This window comes from Albidovulum litorale (genome assembly GCF_025751495.1).
GTDB lineage: Bacteria > Pseudomonadota > Alphaproteobacteria > Rhodobacterales > Rhodobacteraceae > Albidovulum > Albidovulum litorale.
Genome location: NZ_JAOWKZ010000003.1, coordinates 314,903 through 330,796 on the forward strand (window position 1 = coordinate 314,903; position 15,894 = coordinate 330,796).

Annotated in this window: 11 protein-coding genes; 3 read left to right on the plus strand and 8 right to left on the minus strand. The window is 61.0% G+C overall.

Annotated elements, in window-relative coordinates:
• Positions 1-159: 159 nt before the first annotated feature.
• Positions 160-1,977: a translational GTPase TypA gene (typA, locus tag OEZ71_RS12400; protein ID WP_263740303.1), complete on the plus strand. Its 1,818-nt coding sequence runs from the start codon at positions 160-162 to the stop codon at positions 1,975-1,977.
• Positions 1,978-2,124: 147 nt separating this feature from the next.
• Positions 2,125-3,504, plus strand: a complete 1,380-nt coding sequence (locus tag OEZ71_RS12405) for an arylsulfotransferase family protein (RefSeq protein WP_263740305.1) — start codon at positions 2,125-2,127, stop codon at positions 3,502-3,504.
• Between the two features lie 18 nt (positions 3,505-3,522).
• On the opposite strand, the gene OEZ71_RS12410 is transcribed toward OEZ71_RS12405, so the two are convergent.
• The 5 genes from OEZ71_RS12410 to OEZ71_RS12430 all read right to left on the minus strand — a co-directional run bounded on the left by OEZ71_RS12410 (position 3,523) and on the right by OEZ71_RS12430 (position 8,921).
• Positions 3,523-3,942 (minus strand): OsmC family protein, encoded by a 420-nt coding sequence (locus tag OEZ71_RS12410; protein ID WP_263740306.1) that lies wholly within the window; start codon positions 3,940-3,942, stop codon positions 3,523-3,525.
• Positions 3,943-4,002: 60 nt separating this feature from the next.
• On the minus strand, positions 4,003-5,976 hold the full coding sequence (locus OEZ71_RS12415) for a DUF6077 domain-containing protein (RefSeq protein ID WP_263740307.1): 1,974 nt from the start codon (positions 5,974-5,976) through the stop codon (positions 4,003-4,005).
• On the minus strand, positions 5,960-6,349 hold the full coding sequence (locus tag OEZ71_RS12420) for a GtrA family protein (protein WP_263740308.1): 390 nt from the start codon (positions 6,347-6,349) through the stop codon (positions 5,960-5,962). Before OEZ71_RS12420 ends, OEZ71_RS12415 begins: the two co-directional genes overlap by 17 nt.
• Before the next feature lie 23 nt (positions 6,350-6,372).
• Entirely contained in the window at positions 6,373-7,446 is a 1,074-nt protein-coding gene (locus OEZ71_RS12425) for a glycosyltransferase family 2 protein (protein ID WP_318527840.1), read from the minus strand.
• A 68-nt stretch (positions 7,447-7,514) separates the two neighbouring features.
• On the minus strand, positions 7,515-8,921 hold the full coding sequence (locus tag OEZ71_RS12430) for a mannose-1-phosphate guanylyltransferase/mannose-6-phosphate isomerase (protein ID WP_263740309.1): 1,407 nt from the start codon (positions 8,919-8,921) through the stop codon (positions 7,515-7,517).
• A 289-nt stretch (positions 8,922-9,210) separates the two neighbouring features.
• On the opposite strand from OEZ71_RS12430, the gene OEZ71_RS12435 reads away from it, so the two are divergent.
• Positions 9,211-10,593 (plus strand): phosphomannomutase, encoded by a 1,383-nt coding sequence (locus OEZ71_RS12435; protein WP_263740310.1) that lies wholly within the window; start codon positions 9,211-9,213, stop codon positions 10,591-10,593.
• Positions 10,594-10,608: 15 nt separating this feature from the next.
• Here OEZ71_RS12435 and OEZ71_RS12440 read toward each other — a convergent pair whose 3' ends face one another.
• From OEZ71_RS12440 to OEZ71_RS12450, 3 genes are read right to left on the minus strand one after another with little or no spacing between them, the layout of a single operon-like run.
• Positions 10,609-11,610 (minus strand): C45 family autoproteolytic acyltransferase/hydolase, encoded by a 1,002-nt coding sequence (locus OEZ71_RS12440; protein ID WP_263740311.1) that lies wholly within the window; start codon positions 11,608-11,610, stop codon positions 10,609-10,611.
• A gap of 32 nt (positions 11,611-11,642) precedes the next feature.
• Positions 11,643-13,103, minus strand: coding sequence for a biotin carboxylase (locus OEZ71_RS12445; protein ID WP_263740312.1), 1,461 nt, complete (start codon positions 13,101-13,103; stop codon positions 11,643-11,645).
• A gap of 13 nt (positions 13,104-13,116) precedes the next feature.
• Entirely contained in the window at positions 13,117-15,855 is a 2,739-nt protein-coding gene (locus tag OEZ71_RS12450; RefSeq protein WP_263740313.1) for an aminotransferase class I/II-fold pyridoxal phosphate-dependent enzyme, read from the minus strand.
• Positions 15,856-15,894 lie beyond the last annotated feature (39 nt).

A 15,894-nucleotide genomic window follows, 5' to 3' on the forward strand; every position in this document is an offset into this window, starting at 1 on the left:
AGAAAGTGACAATAGCACACTTTCTGTCGGTAAATACCGTCGGAGGTGAATTGCCTGAATGGGCAGGAGGGGGCAGAAGGCCCCCTTTCTTTTGCCCGGCCCCTAGCCATTGGGCGCGATTTCCTCTATCGGGGCGCAACTTCAGAAAATGGCGGACCCATGGACCTTCGCAATATCGCGATCATCGCGCACGTTGACCACGGCAAGACGACGCTAGTCGACGAGCTTCTCAAGCAATCCGGAACGTTCCGGGAAAACCAGGCCACGACCGAACGGGCGATGGATTCGAACGATATCGAGCGTGAGCGCGGCATCACCATCCTTGCGAAATGCACGAGCGTGGAACACGGATCGACCCGGATCAACATCGTCGATACGCCCGGCCACGCCGATTTCGGCGGCGAGGTGGAGCGTATCCTCAATATGGTCGACGGCGTCGTCCTCTTGGTCGATGCCGCCGAAGGGCCGATGCCGCAGACGAAATTCGTGACCTCCAAGGCGCTGGCGCTGGGTCTGCGCCCCATCGTCGTGCTGAACAAAGTCGACAAGCCGGATGCCGAGCCGGACCGCGCGCTGAACGAAGTTTTCGACCTTTTCGCCAACCTCGGCGCCGATGACGATCAGCTCGACTTCCCGCATCTCTACGCCTCGGGCCGGTCTGGCTGGGCGGATGCGGAGCTTGACGGGCCGCGCGAAAATCTCGACGCGCTTTTCGACCTGATCGTCAAACATGTTCCCGCGCCGCGCCAAATCGCCGATGCCGACAAGCCCTTCCGCATGCTGGCCACTACCCTTTCCGCCGACCCTTTCATCGGCCGCATCCTGACGGGCCGGGTCGAAAGCGGCACGCTGAAAGTGGGCGAGACGATCAAGGCGCTCAGCCGCAAGGGCGAGCGGATCGAACAATTCCGCGTAACCAAGATCCTCGCCTTCCGCGGCCTTGGCCAGCAGCCCATCGACGAGGCCGTCGCGGGCGATATCGTCACGCTTGCGGGTATGACCAAGGCGACGGTTGCCGACACGCTTTGCGATCTTTCCATCGACGTTCCACTCCCCGCCCAACCCATCGACCCGCCGACGATCTCGGTCACCTTCGGCATCAACGACAGCCCCTTGGCAGGCAAGGACGGCAACAAGGTCCAATCCCGTGTCATCCGCGAACGCCTGATGAAAGAGGCGGAGAGTAACGTCGCGATCAAGATCGAGGACACGCCGGGCGGCGAGGCCTTCGTGGTCTCGGGGCGTGGCGAACTCCAGATGGGCGTGCTGATCGAGAATATGCGTCGCGAGGGGTTCGAGCTTTCAATTTCCCGCCCCCGCGTGATCTTCCGCGAGGAAAACGGCCAGCGGATGGAACCCGTCGAAGAGGTCATCGTCGATGTCGATGACGAGTATTCCGGCGTGGTGATCGAAAAGCTGACCGGTCAGCGCAAGGGCGATCTGGTGGAGATGAAACCGGCAGGTGCAGGCAAAACCCGCATCGTCGCCCATGTGCCCTCGCGCGGGCTCATCGGCTATCACGGCCAGTTCCTGACCGATACGCGCGGCACCGGCGTTCTGAACCGCATCTTCCACGGTTGGACCCCGCATAAGGGTCCGATCGAGGGGCGCCATGTCGGCGTCCTGATCTCGATGGAGAACGGCGTTTCGGTCGCCTATGCACTCTGGAACCTCGAAGACCGGGGCAAGCTTTTCATCGGCGCGCAGGAACAGGTCTATGAGGGCATGATTATCGGTGAACATTCCCGCGACAACGATCTGGAAGTGAACCCGCTTAAGGGCAAGAAGCTGACCAACGTCCGCGCCTCAGGCACGGATGAAGCGGTTCGTCTGACCCCGCCCGTTCGCATGAGCTTGGAAGAGGCCATCGCCTATGTGCAGGACGATGAACTGGTGGAGGTTACGCCGAAGATCGTGCGCCTCCGCAAACGCTTCCTCGACCCGCATGAGCGCAAGCGCCAGGCAAAGGCAGGTTGAGTCGTCACCACTTGTGACGACCACCCTGCCAGCCCGCGGCGACTTGTGTTTCGGCTTGTCCTTTTCGGCTCGTAGCTTTTTGAAAGCCTCTCGAAACACATGATCAATTATGCAATATCGGTCGCGTAGGGCAGGAAGGAACACGTGTTGAGCGGGAAAGGCGAACCCAAACTCGCGAAATGGATATCCATCATCGCGGCGCTGGCTCTTTTTGGCGGCGGCTCTTTCGCGTATGGTCTCTATTCCGGTGCCAAGGAAACCGGTTTGTTCAACGCTGCGAAGCGGTTCGAACAAATTGCCAAAGAGGCAGTTAGCCAACTCCGGCAGAACGTATCCAACCGGCCCGAAGAGTTTCTGCAACCTGCGCGGTTCGAAGGCAGCGGTGTCGTTAAGAACGACGTAACCGATCAGGACCTGGTAATGATCGCCGGGTTCTTTGACGGTGACAACGGGGTGCGTCTTCTTCGCAGAGATGGAACAGTGGTTGCCGCTTGGCGTCTGACATTTTCAGATTATGTCCCCGACCCGAGTTATCTGGGTGAAGACGCCCCCGCAACGGACTGGAACGTTGACCTGCATGGCACGTTGCTCAATCCGGACGGTTCTCTGGTCACAAACTTCGAATATGCCGCACTCGTCAAACTCGACCGCTGCGGCAGGCTCGACTGGATACTAGAACAGCCGACGCATCACTCAGTCGAGCGGTCGGAGCTTGGCGGGTACTGGGTGCCGGGTCGCCGCTTTACGAACGGCAAGGGGCCGGAGGCATCATTTCCACCGCTCACAGACATGAGTGGAGAACATCGGTACAAAGAAGATGAGATCCTTCACGTTACCGAGGACGGGCAGATCGACAAAACGGTCTCAGTGCCTCGCATTCTCTACGACAGTGGTCTTGCTCCGGTATTGAGCGCGACCGGAATTCGCTATCTGCCCGGCCGTGAGTGGTCGGACGAAATTGTCCATGTCAACAAGATCGCGGAACTGCCCGCCGCGCTTGCCCCTGCCTTCCCCATGTTCGAGGCAGGAGATCTGGCGATCTCGATCCGGGAATACAATCTTGTAGCGGTGATCGACCCGGATACATGGAAGGTCAAATGGCACCGGACGGGGCCATGGGTCCGCCAGCACGACCCAGAATTCATCGCCGATGGAACGATCGCGGTGTTCAACAACAACACCTATGCGACTCGCGTCGGTGCGTACAACCGAACCTCTCCGAACGACCCGCGTGTTTCCGACGTGATGGCTGTGAACCCGGCCACGGGAAACACCACGATTCCTTTCGCCGCCGGGGACGGCGAGGGAATGCTAAGCGTGGTTCGGAGCAAAATCGACCCTGTGACCGACGGCGGCTACCTCATAACCGAGTTCGAGGCCGGACGCGCCCTGCAAACCGATCGCGCGGGCCGGATCGTCTGGGAATACATCAACCGCTACGATACGGAATTCGTCGCTGAGATCACCGAGGCGCGACTCTATCCAGCGGATTATTTCACCGTCGACGACTGGTCCTGCGCCCAGTAGCACCGCAATTAACAGCGATCAGGCGGCCGTATCCACCACCTCGACCCCATGCGTCACCTCGGCCGTCTTGGCCATCATCGCCGAGGCGGAGCAGTATTTCTCGGCCGAAAGCTGCACTGCGCGTTCGACCTTGGCGGGGTTGAGGCCCCTGCCCTTTACCGTGAACTGCATATGGATCTTCACGAAAACCTTCGGCTCCGTCGTCGCACGTTCGGCGGTCAGGTCACAGGTGCAATCCTCAACCGGCTCGCGGCCCTTCTCAAGGATATGAATCACGTCGTAGGCGGCGCAGCCGCCGGTGCCGATCAGCACAAGCTCCATCGGGCTCGGCCCCGGTTTGCCACTCTCGCCATAGGCGTTGCCGAGAACGATCTGATGGCCCGCCTCAACCGTCCCGGTAAAGGTACGGTCCTCGACCCATTTCACGCGTGCTTTCATGATCTTCCCCTGTCTGACCGCCGCGCATCATGGCGACAAGGCAGGGTGGCTGCAAGGGTACTAGGCCGGCTTTCGCACGAACAGGAAATAGGCCGGATTGATGCCCGTCTCGACCAGGGTAAAACCGAGCGCGCGGGCGGTTCGGGCGATGGCCGCCGTGCGGGGATTGTCGGCGGCGAAGAGGATCGCTGACAGGCCGAACTCCCGGACGCCCCTGCGCAAGGTGTCTTTTGTGTCCGGAGCGTCCGTCTTGCCGTTCACGAGGTCAAAGAGCGCATGACGCAGGCCTAGCGCCTCAGGCGTCATCGTGTGCCGGTAATGCACGAGGTATAGGTCGCGTACGGCGATCTGTCGGCGCAGCGGCTGTAACGTGGACAGCCAGACCGCAACCGGTTCAGGCGCCAGCACGGTATCTGCGGCCGTCGTCGCGCCTGCGACCTCCTGTGCGATCCGGTAGTCGCCTTGAACCACCTTCAGTCCGAGGGGATCAAGATGGCCGCCATTGCGCGGAGCAAGGATAGACAGTGGCGACAGGAGCGCGGCCAGAAGCGCTAGTCCGGGGATCACCGCGCGTAGTTTCGGTGACAGCCCGCGTACCAATGCTGCAAGACCGATGCCGGTCAGCGCCGGGATCGGGATCGCGTAGAACAGCCGGTAGTTGAGATTGCCGGTGACGTGATCGGCGAAGGAATCAAACAGAATTGGGTTGAACGGTAACGCGAGAAAAACCAGAAGCACCCCCGCTGAAAAGCGCCGCAGGAACCCGGCCGGTAAGAAAGACCAGACCGCGAGGCCAATCCAGAGCGTGACGAGGCCAGGCACATTGGCACCGAAGATCCGCAACGTCTCGCGTAACGGCGGGATCACATCGGTGTATTCCGAGGCGAAGGCCCCGGTTGTCAACAGGACGACACCCCCCATCAAAACCGGCCAGAGGCTTGTTAGACCGCCGAGAACGTAGCGGACCGGTTGCACCGGTCCAGTGATCAGCAAGGCGGAGAAGGCGAGAAAACCGGCAATGGGCGCAAGGTAGATGCCGTTGGCCGTCATGCCGACCACTGCCGTCTGTGTCGCGGCCAGCAGTATCCAGTCACGCCGGCCGCCCGATGACCAGAAGCGGAGCGCGAAGAGATAGATCAGCGGCACGAGGATCGTGAAGGCAGCCCCCTTTCCCTGCTGGAAGCGGACAAAGCTGAAGTTGCCGTAACTGGCATTGGCGCCGGAATTCAGAAGCAGAAAGGTCAGGGTGAGCGCGACGGCAATTAGCCAGTGTCCCGGCAACAGTCGGCGGGCCAAGGCGGCGAAGACAAGCACACTAAGTGCTGCCATCAGAGGTGGCCAGACCAGATGCGCAACGGTGATGACCTGCCAGCCGGTCAGTCCGGCCATTGCGGCAAAGAGTGCGGGCAGCGCCTCCACCCGGTATGTGGGCAGATGAATGGGTTGGGCCGGGTCCCCGATCATCGTGTCCCATTGCAGGATCGGGCGCGGATCTTCGAGAATACCGACCGCAAGATTGAGGAAATTCGCGTCATCCTGATCCGGGCGTTGGATCAGAAGCGTGACCGCCATCGCGCCGACGATCAGAATAAGCAGGCCGAGAATATCGCGATAAGCGACCGGAGTAGCATCATCGGTCCGGCGTCCGGAAGAGGGCGCGGAATCGCGGCTCAGCACCCCAAAGATGAGCGTCAGCATGGAGATGAGCCAGAAGGCTGGATAGCTCTGGCCGCCGTAAAGCGCCGCAACGGCGACAAGCATCGCCGCCGCTGGGATGTAGCGGCGAAAAACGGACGCAGATGTGTTGCTCTTGGCCCCAATAACCACCTCGTCAACACCTTCTGGCACCAAGAAGGCGATAACAACACCACCGAACAGGGCAACGGCCAAGGCAGGGGTCAGAAATGCCGCGGACATCCCGGCCTGCACGCCAATATTGCAGATCACGGTCCAGACCGCGAAGAAGCCGATTGGGCCCGCAACCGCACGTGTCAGCGCCCGGTCGAACGTCCTTCCGTCAACGTTTCGCAGCATTCCCGTCTCCGGCGACAAAGACGAATCTGGCGGACAGGAAATAGGTGAGGAACATCGCCACCACTGAAGCAATGGCCTGCGGAAGCGCCGGATATTCCCTGGCCCAACCATAAAGTGCGATGAAAGTTGTGTAGACCACGAGATTGACCGAAACGCCTGCGATCTGCGAGCCGAAATATTTTGAGAAAATCCGGGTTTGGCCGCCTCCACCCCTGCGGTCACCGAAGGTCCAGACCCGGTTCAGGAAATACGTGGCCGCAACGGCAAGCCCGAATGACGGCACGCGGCTAAGCAGTGGGTCGACGCCGAAACCGTTGGCAAGGATCGTGAGCACGCCCGCATCGACGAGAAAACCGATGCTGCCGACCCCCACGAACCGCGATTTTCGGCGCAAGGTCACCGCACCGCGCCCTTGCGTTCGGCGGCGATTACGGGTCGGGGTGCTTCCCCCGCCCTGCGCATGAGTTCGGCGTGGATCGAGGGGAACGACAGATAGTGCAGCCGCTTCATCTCGCGCCGGCCGCGCGTCGTCGTATCAAGAATCAAACCCGCGACCAGACTCAGCATTGCGATCATCATCAGCGACGCGGCCAGAATCGCCGTTGGGAATTTCAGCACCAGACCGGTTTTCATGAACGCGTAGACGACTGGCAGGCCAAAGGCGAGCGATGCGGTCGCCGCGACGGCGGACATTACCGAAAAGAAAGCTAGCGGCCGTTCGTCGCGGATAAGCCGGGCAACGGTCCGCAAAATCCGCCAGCCATCGCGGAAGGTCGAAAGCTTGCTTTCCGACCCGTCGGGCCGGTCGAAATAGCTGGTCCTGAGCTCACCGATGGGCATCCGCAGTTCCAGCGCGTGTACCGCCAGTTCGGTCTCGGTCTCGAACCCCTGCGACAGGGCCGGGAAGGATTTCACGAACCGCTTCGACAGACCTTTATAGCCCGACAGCATGTCGTTGATCTCTGTGCCGAAGATCGACCGGACCATGCCGGTGAACATCAGATTGCCGAATTTGTGGCCGGGCCTGTAGGCGGCCTCCAGGTCAGTCACGCGCACGCAGTTAAGAAAGTCGAGCCCTTCGTCCAGCATCCGGCGCACGATTTCGGTCGCGGCGCTGGCGTCATACGTCGCGTCGCCGTCGACAATGATGTAGATATCGGCGTCAATGTCGCTGAACATACGACGCACGACATTGCCCTTGCCCTGTCGTCTTTCACTGCGAACGATGGCACCGGCCGTCTTGGCGCATTCGACGGTTGCGTCTGTGGAGTTGTTGTCGAAGACGAAGACGGTTGCAGACGGCAAGGCATCACGGAAGTCCGCCACGACCTTCGCGACGGTTTTCTCCTCATTATAACAAGGTATTAAAACAGATATTCTGGGAAACTGATCCATCGCCGTCACAAAGCGATCTCCTGCTGATACTGTCATGAGGGCATGGCCAGCCCGCACGCTCACCCGGCTGACCATACCGGCCCCTCGCGACTCTGCCGCAACCGGACCCCAATCGCAATGAAAGACCGGCGCTGTCCTCCCGGTCAGGTGCGCCCGAATTCGTCCTCGATCCGTTCGATATCGTCTTCCTCAAGGTAACTGCCGGTCTGAACCTCGATGATCTCGACCGGAATCTTGCCGGGATTGGCCAGCCGATGGACCGAGCCGATCGGGATATAGACGCTTTCATTCTCATGCAGGATCGACACTTTGGCATCGACCGTGACCTCGGCCGTACCCCGCACGACGACCCAGTGTTCGGCGCGGTGGTGGTGTTTCTGCAAGGAAAGCTTCGCGCCGGGCTTCACGACGATGCGCTTGACCCGGAAGCGTTCGCCAAGGTCCATTGTCTGGTACCAGCCCCAGGGCCGGTGGTTGCGGATATGTTCGACCGCCTCGGCCCGGTCCGCCCCCTTCAGCGCGCCAACAAGGCCCTTCACGTCCTGTGCCTTTTCACGCGGCGCGACCATGATCGCATCCGGCGTTTCGATTATGGCGAGCCCTTCGACACCAACAGCGCAGACGAGCCGCCCCTCGGAATGGATCAGGTTGTCCTTCGCCTCGAACGCGAACCCGTCACCGCGGATCGCGTTGCCCACGGCATCCTTGTCGGATTCCGTCCAGACCGCATCCCAGTCGCCGACATCGGACCAGCGGAACCGGCCCGGTGCCACGCGGGCCTCGCGCGTCTTTTCCATGAAACCGTGATCGAACGAGATCGCACGGGCCTTGCCAAAGCTCTTGCCTGGCACCCACATGCCGAGATCCTCGATCATACCGGCGACGGCCTGCGTCACATGCTCGACCGTGTCGGGTTCGACGGCGCGCACCGCCTCGATCAGCCAGCCCGCGCGGAAGCAGAACATGCCCGCATTCCACAGGCAGCCTTCCGCGATCAACTTTTCCGCCCGCGCCTCGTCGGGTTTTTCAACGAAACGTTCGACCGGCGATGTACCATCTTTTGCCGCAGCCCCGGGTTTGATGTAGCCAAGCCCTGTCGACGGACCGGTCGGCGTCACACCGACAAGGGCGATCCCCGATTTGCGCACTGATCCGGCGGCGGTATGTACGGCCTCGCTCAGCGCCGATGCATCGCGAATGAGGTGATCGGAGGGCATCACCGCCAAGACCTGATCGGGGTCGTCCACCGCCGCAATCGCCGCTGCGAGCAGAACCGCCGCCAGCGTGTCGCGCCGCTCAGGCTCGATCACCACACGGGCCTCGGGCGCCACCGCCTCCACCTGATCGCGGATGGTGAACCGCACGGCATGGGCGCCGATGACCATCGGCGCACCAAAACCGTTTCCGGCCACACGCGCCAGCGTCATCTGCAACAGCGTCTGGTCGCCGAGGATCGGCAGAAGCTGCTTGGCCATTCCCTCACGCGACACCGGCCAGAGGCGCGTACCGGTCCCGCCACACAGGATCACCGGCAGGATCTTGTCACTCATATTCCATCACTCCGCATTCAGGCGTCCGAAAAGAATAACCGGGGCCACGCCGGGGCGCGACTTCGCGTGCAGGGAATACCTCGATTGGCAGGCAACTGGAAACAATCGACGTCGTTCAACATTATTTCCGACAATGTCTTTGCCCAAGGGCAACCGGGATTCGCAGGGGCGCGGTGAAAGGCCATCAGAATGGTATCTTCAACGGTGCGGACTATACATCGCGGCCCGATCTGTCACAATGATCCACGCTAAACCACTGAAAGTAAACCACGGAAAGTCATCGCTATCCATGCCCCCCAAATTCGGCACGAGTGGCCTGCGCGGCCTTGTCAGCGACCTGACCGACGGACTTTGCGCAGGTTATGTGCGCGCCTTTCTGCAGGTCACGCCCCATTCCGGGCAGTTGATGATCGGCCGCGACCTGCGACCGTCGTCGGAACGGATCGCGGCGGCGGTCGCGGCGGCGGCGGCGGCAGAGGGTCTGACACCGGTCGATTGCGGGGCCCTGCCGACACCGGCGCTGGCGCTTGCGGCGATGGAGGCCGGAGCGCCGTCGGTAATGGTGACCGGCAGCCATATCCCGGCTGATCGAAACGGGCTGAAGTTCTACACCGCCAATGGCGAGATCACCAAGGCGGACGAGGCAGCGATCCTGCGGGTCTATGCGGGCGAAACCGACTGCCCGCCGGTCGAGGCGGTCGAGGACCCCGAGGCCGTGCCCAGCTATCGCCGCCGTTATCTGAGCTACCTTGGCCGCAGCGCGCTGTCGGGGCTCAGGATCGGCGTCTATGAACACAGTTCGGTAGCCCGCGATCTGCTGTCCGAGACGTTGCGATTTCTCGGGGCCGAAACGGTGTCTCTTGGCCGGTCCGAGACGTTCATTCCGGTCGATACCGAGGCCGTCGATACCGCAACGCGGGACATGCTCGCAGGATGGGCTGCGGAACACGGCCTGACCGCGATCGTCTCGACCGACGGCGATGCTGATCGCCCGCTGATGGCCGATGCGGCCGGACGTGTGATCCCCGGCGACGTTCTGGGCGTTCTGACTGCAAGCCTAATCGGGGCCGATACCGTGGTGACGCCGGTTTCCTCCAATACCATGATCGAGCTTTCGGGCCGGTTCACCCGGGTTGTCCGCACGAAAATCGGGTCCCCCTATGTGATCGCCGCGATGCAGTCGGCCCCGAAAAGCGCCCGTGTCGCCGGGTTCGAGGCCAATGGCGGCTTTCTTCTGGGCTTCGCCGCCGAGGGACGCGGCGGCCTGATCGCGCCCCTGGCCACGCGTGACGCGTTCCTGCCGATCCTCCTGCCGCTCGCCGAATGTGTGCGGCGCAGTGTCGGGCTGGCCGATCTAGTGGCGGCCCTGCCCGCTCGGGCAACCGCCAGTGACCGTCTGACCGGGGTTGAAACCGAAAAATCGCTGGCGCTGGTCGAGCTGCTGTCGACCGAGCCGGAGGCACGGCAGGTGTTTTTCGACGGCAACGGCCCAGAAGCCGCGATCGACAAGACCGATGGCCTGCGCGTGACCTTCCAGTCAGGCAACATCCTGCACCTGCGTCCCTCGGGCAACGCGCCGGAACTGCGCTGTTACGCCGAGGCGGAAGATACCGAAACCGCCGCCGAACTGGTGCAAAAAACGCTGGAAGTTGCGCGCGAGGCCATCGGCTAAACGCGCGACCTTGGATCACGTCCGGGACGGGGTTTTCACCATGACCCTGTCCGGCGTGTGGATCACCTTTTCCCCGGCCACGAAATCATCCAGCGAGAAGGTCCAGATTCCACGCGGCCAGCGCAGATCCATATGGCGCAAACGGGGCCGATAGACGGCCGTGTAAAGCGTGCCGAAACCGCGCGAAAACGCTGTCGAATAAAGCGGCGGGCGCAGGAAGGCGCCGATGAACTTCTCCTCAGGCTCCACATGCAGGGTTAGCCGTTGAAGCAGGAAACGTTCCCTTTCCACCGTCGCGGTCATGCGGGCATGGTCAGTCCATTCGACCGACTTCTGGTGGTTCGTCGCGACCGCCGCATGGGTGATCTGGGCAGGCCGGTCCGGTGCCATCAGAGCCGTCAGAAAGTGGCGTTTGGCGTCAAGCACCGTGACATTGTAGCTCATATGCGTCGGGATGCGGGCCAGCGCCTTGCCCGCCTCTTCCGCCGTCGTACAGGTTTCCAACACGTAACGCAGGATCAGCGGCACGCCGAACCCCTCGCCCACGACCTGCCGCCCACCGAAGGTCAGCGATACCGCAAGCCCGGCGTCGTTCATCCCGTCCACAAGCCCCCAGAGCCCGTCCGACGTGCCAAGCACCCGGCGCCCACGCCAGTTGGTGCGCATGATGAGGCGGTCGAACGCCGCAGGGCTGTAATCATAGTTCCGCACCATGACCGGTTCGCGCCCCGGCCAGATCGCCTGCGAACAGCCCGAAAGATATGGCGGAGGTCGCCAGAAACTCAGGAACCGGGCGGCATGATCGCCCCCACCCGCAAGTTCACAAAGCTGGTCATAGAGCCCGACCAGTTCCGGCATATGCGCCTCAAGCGCCTTGCGGCTTTCCCAATACGGCGGCCGCGGACCTTCACCCTCGCGCAGCCACCAGCGGTGGTAATCCGGCCAATACTCATGGAAAAGCGCGGCCCAAACCGGGCCAAGCTCCTCGATATCGACGGCGCGCCAGAGATAGTCCATTGCAGCTATGTGCCGGGGCTTGCCCCCGAAGTCTACATGATCTTGAAGGCAGGATCGGCAAAGGCCGGTCCCGCTTCAGCTGACGGCAGCGGCCGGGCGGCAAAGCCCTGCTTGATGCCGTGGATCCACTTCTTGGCCCTTTCGTTCAGCTTGAACCCATTGGTCATCGAGCGTCCGCGGGTGACGAGAATACCGAGGTCGGCCCCTTCATAGCGATAATCACCGGGCTTCAGGATACGCAGGAAGAAGGCCTCGTTTTCGGATTCAACCGCGCGGCGGTGATAGTCGAAGCGGTCATAGACGACCCGGCCATCCTCCAGCATCCGGTAGATGCCCGATTGCGGGGCATGGGTGACGATGTCCACCGAATCCTCGGTATGCTTGATCACCATCTGCGACCACGAGTCGATCATCGACTGATCGGCCCATCGGGCGTTCAGTTCCTCCACATCTAGATGGAACTTTTTCTTTGAGAATTCTAGGAGATGGAAGAGGAACAAGGGCGCATCGGCATGGGCAAAGGCCGCGTGGTTGGTCATCGACGACGCCCCGGTGATGCGGGGGTTCAACTCGCCCAGCCAAATCTCGCCCGTCTTTTTGTCGATCAGGAAATCAAGCTCGAAATAGCCGCGATAGCCTTCTTTCCGAAGCTGTTCGCCGAACTGGAACGTGAGTTCCCGCGCGCGTTGACGGGTCTTCGGCGGGAAGGCGGTGGAGAAGATTTCGTTGCCGCACCAGCCGCCACGATAAGGGGTGAGTTCCTTGAATCCCACAAGCTCGGTCATCAGCGGGCCGACGATGGTGCCCTCTTTCGTGGCGCAGGCCTCGATGGCAGACCCCCGGCAATCGATCCGCTTCATGATCTTTATTTCGCCCTCACCGACAATCTCATGCTCATGACGGCGGAAATCGGCCTCGGACTTGATGAAGAACGTGGTATGGCCGCTGTCACCGAAGGCCGATTGCAGTACCAGGTCATGACCGAGCCCGGCCTTGTCACAGATCTTCTTCAGGTGATCGTAGCTTTTCACCTCCGACAAAGTGTTCGGCACCGATGGCACGCCCGCCTTGTTGCCGATGCGGACCGTCTCGATCTTGTTGTCGCACTTGGTCCGAAGCTTCGCCTTCGGGAACCAGACCTCACCGCCCAGTTCCTTGGCTAACCGCTCGGTTTCCTCGTCAAACATCAGGAAGACGAATTTCGGCTTGCCACCACGCCGCTTGATCAGGTCGATCACCTCCTTGTGCTGCAGAAGGTAGTTGTTGATCTCTTCGATCGACTGGAATTCCGCATGCGGCTGCTCGGAGGGGCAGAAGACGTTCGGATGGCGGCCATCATAGCAATCGATGTAACATATGTATTTGAAATTCTTGCACCATTCGTCGATGCCCAGCAGATTGAAGTTCGTCGCGGATACGAAATAGATCGGGTCTTCGTTGCGGTGAAAGTGCCGGCGGATTTCCGAGATGTTCTTCAGTTCGCTGGTCGCCATTTGATACTCCCTGTTATTCCGCCGCTTCCGGCAGTTTTTGTCCCATGCGCTTTGCCAGCGCCTCTTCCGTAAAGACCCTCAGGCCCAGATCCGCGCGGTATCCGTGGATTTCGTTGACATCGAGCGCCCGCATGAAGGCGAGAATCTCCGAACTAACCACCTGCCCCGGCACGAGGATCGGGAAGCCCGGCGGATATGGGATGATGAACGAGGCCGACACAACTTCGCGCCCGCTTTCCATCGCCGCCTTGATCGAGCCGTCAAGCTCCAGATAGTCGCAGTTCTTGTCGTCGTAGCTGAGGAAGAACGCCGTTCGGATGTCGCCCTCAGTCGTCTCGCCGCCCGCCCGGAACGCATCATGGAAGCGCGAGAAATCGGGCAGCGGCGGCAGGTCTTCCATCAGCGCCTTGACGCGATGCTCGAATGCGCGCCGCTCCATGTTCGACGCGTCATCAAGCCGGTCGTCGAGTTCCTTGGCGATCTCGACCAGAACCTCGATCAGATAGGCGACCGAGGACCGCGTGGTGCCGATATTCGTCATGAACAGAACGGTGTTCCGCGAGGTCTTGTTGATCTGGATGCCGTATTTGTCCATCAGGATCTGGGTCTTGAACGTATCCCCGTCCCAGCCGGTGCCGCCGACGGCCAGCGTCACGCGGGTGGCGTCCAGCACGAACTCGTCCTTCTCCCAGCATTCCCAGATATCGGTCCAGCCCTGATGCGGGTCGTAGTAACTTGCCACACCGCTTTCGCGATATTCGTCGGGGATCATGTCGCCGGCCGTCAACACCTTGAAATATTTTTGCAAAAGCGGATGGGTGGAGATCGCCTTGCGCATAGACATGGCGGCCTCGACCTGACGCTGGACGAACTCGAACCCTTCCAGTTCCACCTGCCTGCGACCCACGTCGAGGGACGCAATGATTTGGTAATTCGGGCTGGTGGAGGTGTGGGTCATATAGGCTTCGTGGAACGACTGCTCCACCTCGCCCTTGAAATCCTGATCGTTGACATGGATCATCGAGCCCTGTCTGAGAGAGGTCAGCGTCTTGTGGGTCGACTGCGTTGTATAGACCCGGACGCGGGCATCCGGTGGCGGGATGAGGCGCGTGTTCAGTAACGTCTCTTCATCTGCGTCCTTCAGCTTCTCGGCCTGTTTTTCATAGGCCTTGGCGTGTTCGGGCGACTTCAGCCATTCACGCAGCAAATTGGCGGCATTCATGCCGGTCCGCTGGCGATAGGTCGGGCCGAAGCGGGCGAAGGCGAACCACGCCTCATCCCAAAGGAAGATGAGGTCGGGCTTGATGGCGAGGCATTCCTCCATCACCCGTTCGACATTGTAAACCACGCCGTCAAAGGTGCAGTTGGTCAGCAAAAGCATCCGCACCTGATCAAGTTTGCCCGCCGCCTTCAGCTTCAGAAGCTGGTGCTTGATCTCTTTCAGCGGCACCGCGCCGTACATCGAGTATTCGTTCAGGGGATAGCTGTCGAGGTACACGACCTGCGCACCCGCCAGCACCATGCCGTAGTGGTGAGACTTGTGGCAATCGCGGTCGATGAGCACAATATCCCCAGGTCTGACAAGGGCTTGCACCACTATCTTGTTACAAGTCGAGGTGCCGTTGGTGGCAAAAAAGGTCTGCTTCGAACCGAAGGCCCGCGCTGCCAGTTCCTGTGCCTTCTTGATCGGACCGTGGGGTTCAAGAAGGCTGTCAAGGCCACCGGACGTCGCCGAGGTTTCCGCAAGGAAGATGTTGGGCCCGTAGAAGGCCCCCATGTCCTGAATCCAGTGCGACCGCGAGATCGATTTACCGCGTGAGATCGGCATGGCGTGGAAAACGCCGGTCGGCTGCTTGGAATAGTTCACGAGCGCGGTGAAGAACGGCGTATTGTAACGCGACTGGACGCCCCGCAGGATGTTCAGATGCAGTTCCTGAAAATCTTCCTGATTGTAGAAGACCCGGCGGCAGATGCCGAGGTCCAGGCCGGCGATTTCCTCGACCGAACGGTCTGTGACCAGATAGGCGTCGAGCTCGGGCCGAACCGACGCGATCAGGCGGCAAAGTTCGGGCCCGTAATTCTCAGGTTTGAGTCCTTCCAACCCCTCGGCACCACCGGCGCGGTTGAGGTAACGCTTCAGGATCGGCAGGTCGACGCCCGATTTCAGCCGCAGGCCCGGCCGCACGACGACCGCCTGTACGTTATGGTTGAACAGTATACCGATCAGCGCGTCCTCGAGGCTCGGCACAACCACGGTTTCGTACATGAACGGATCTTCGAAGCGCCGCATCCGGGCGACGTTGTTCTTCAGCCAGCGTTCCTGATGTTCGTTGAGGTCATCGACGATCATCACCTCGAAATAGGGCTTGGTGAGGGCCCGCGCCTCCGGCGACAGCAGCGCCTCATCCTCGTGGTCTTCGGCGTCGGCGCTTTCGCGATCCAAAGGAATATGACGGCGGCGATAGGCACCGGTGGTCAGAGCCCGCGTCACCCGGTGTGTGCCAAAGGCCACGTCGTCGAGGCTGCCATGCTCGAATTGCCGCCTAAGTTGCTCGAAAGCCTGCATTCCAGGAAACGCCCAATAGCGTTCGATCAGGGCAAGCGATGCGAACAATTCCTCGATCTGCTTGCGCAGGGCAGCCGATTTCTTGCCCTGCGGATCACGGCTCAGCGCCCCGGTCGCCTCGCGCAGCGCGCTCCAACGGTCCGAACGCAGCTGGACCGCCGAGTAATAATCATTGACCGATTGCATCGCATCATCCCCGTCAGTGACGGCAACTGATGCCTTTTG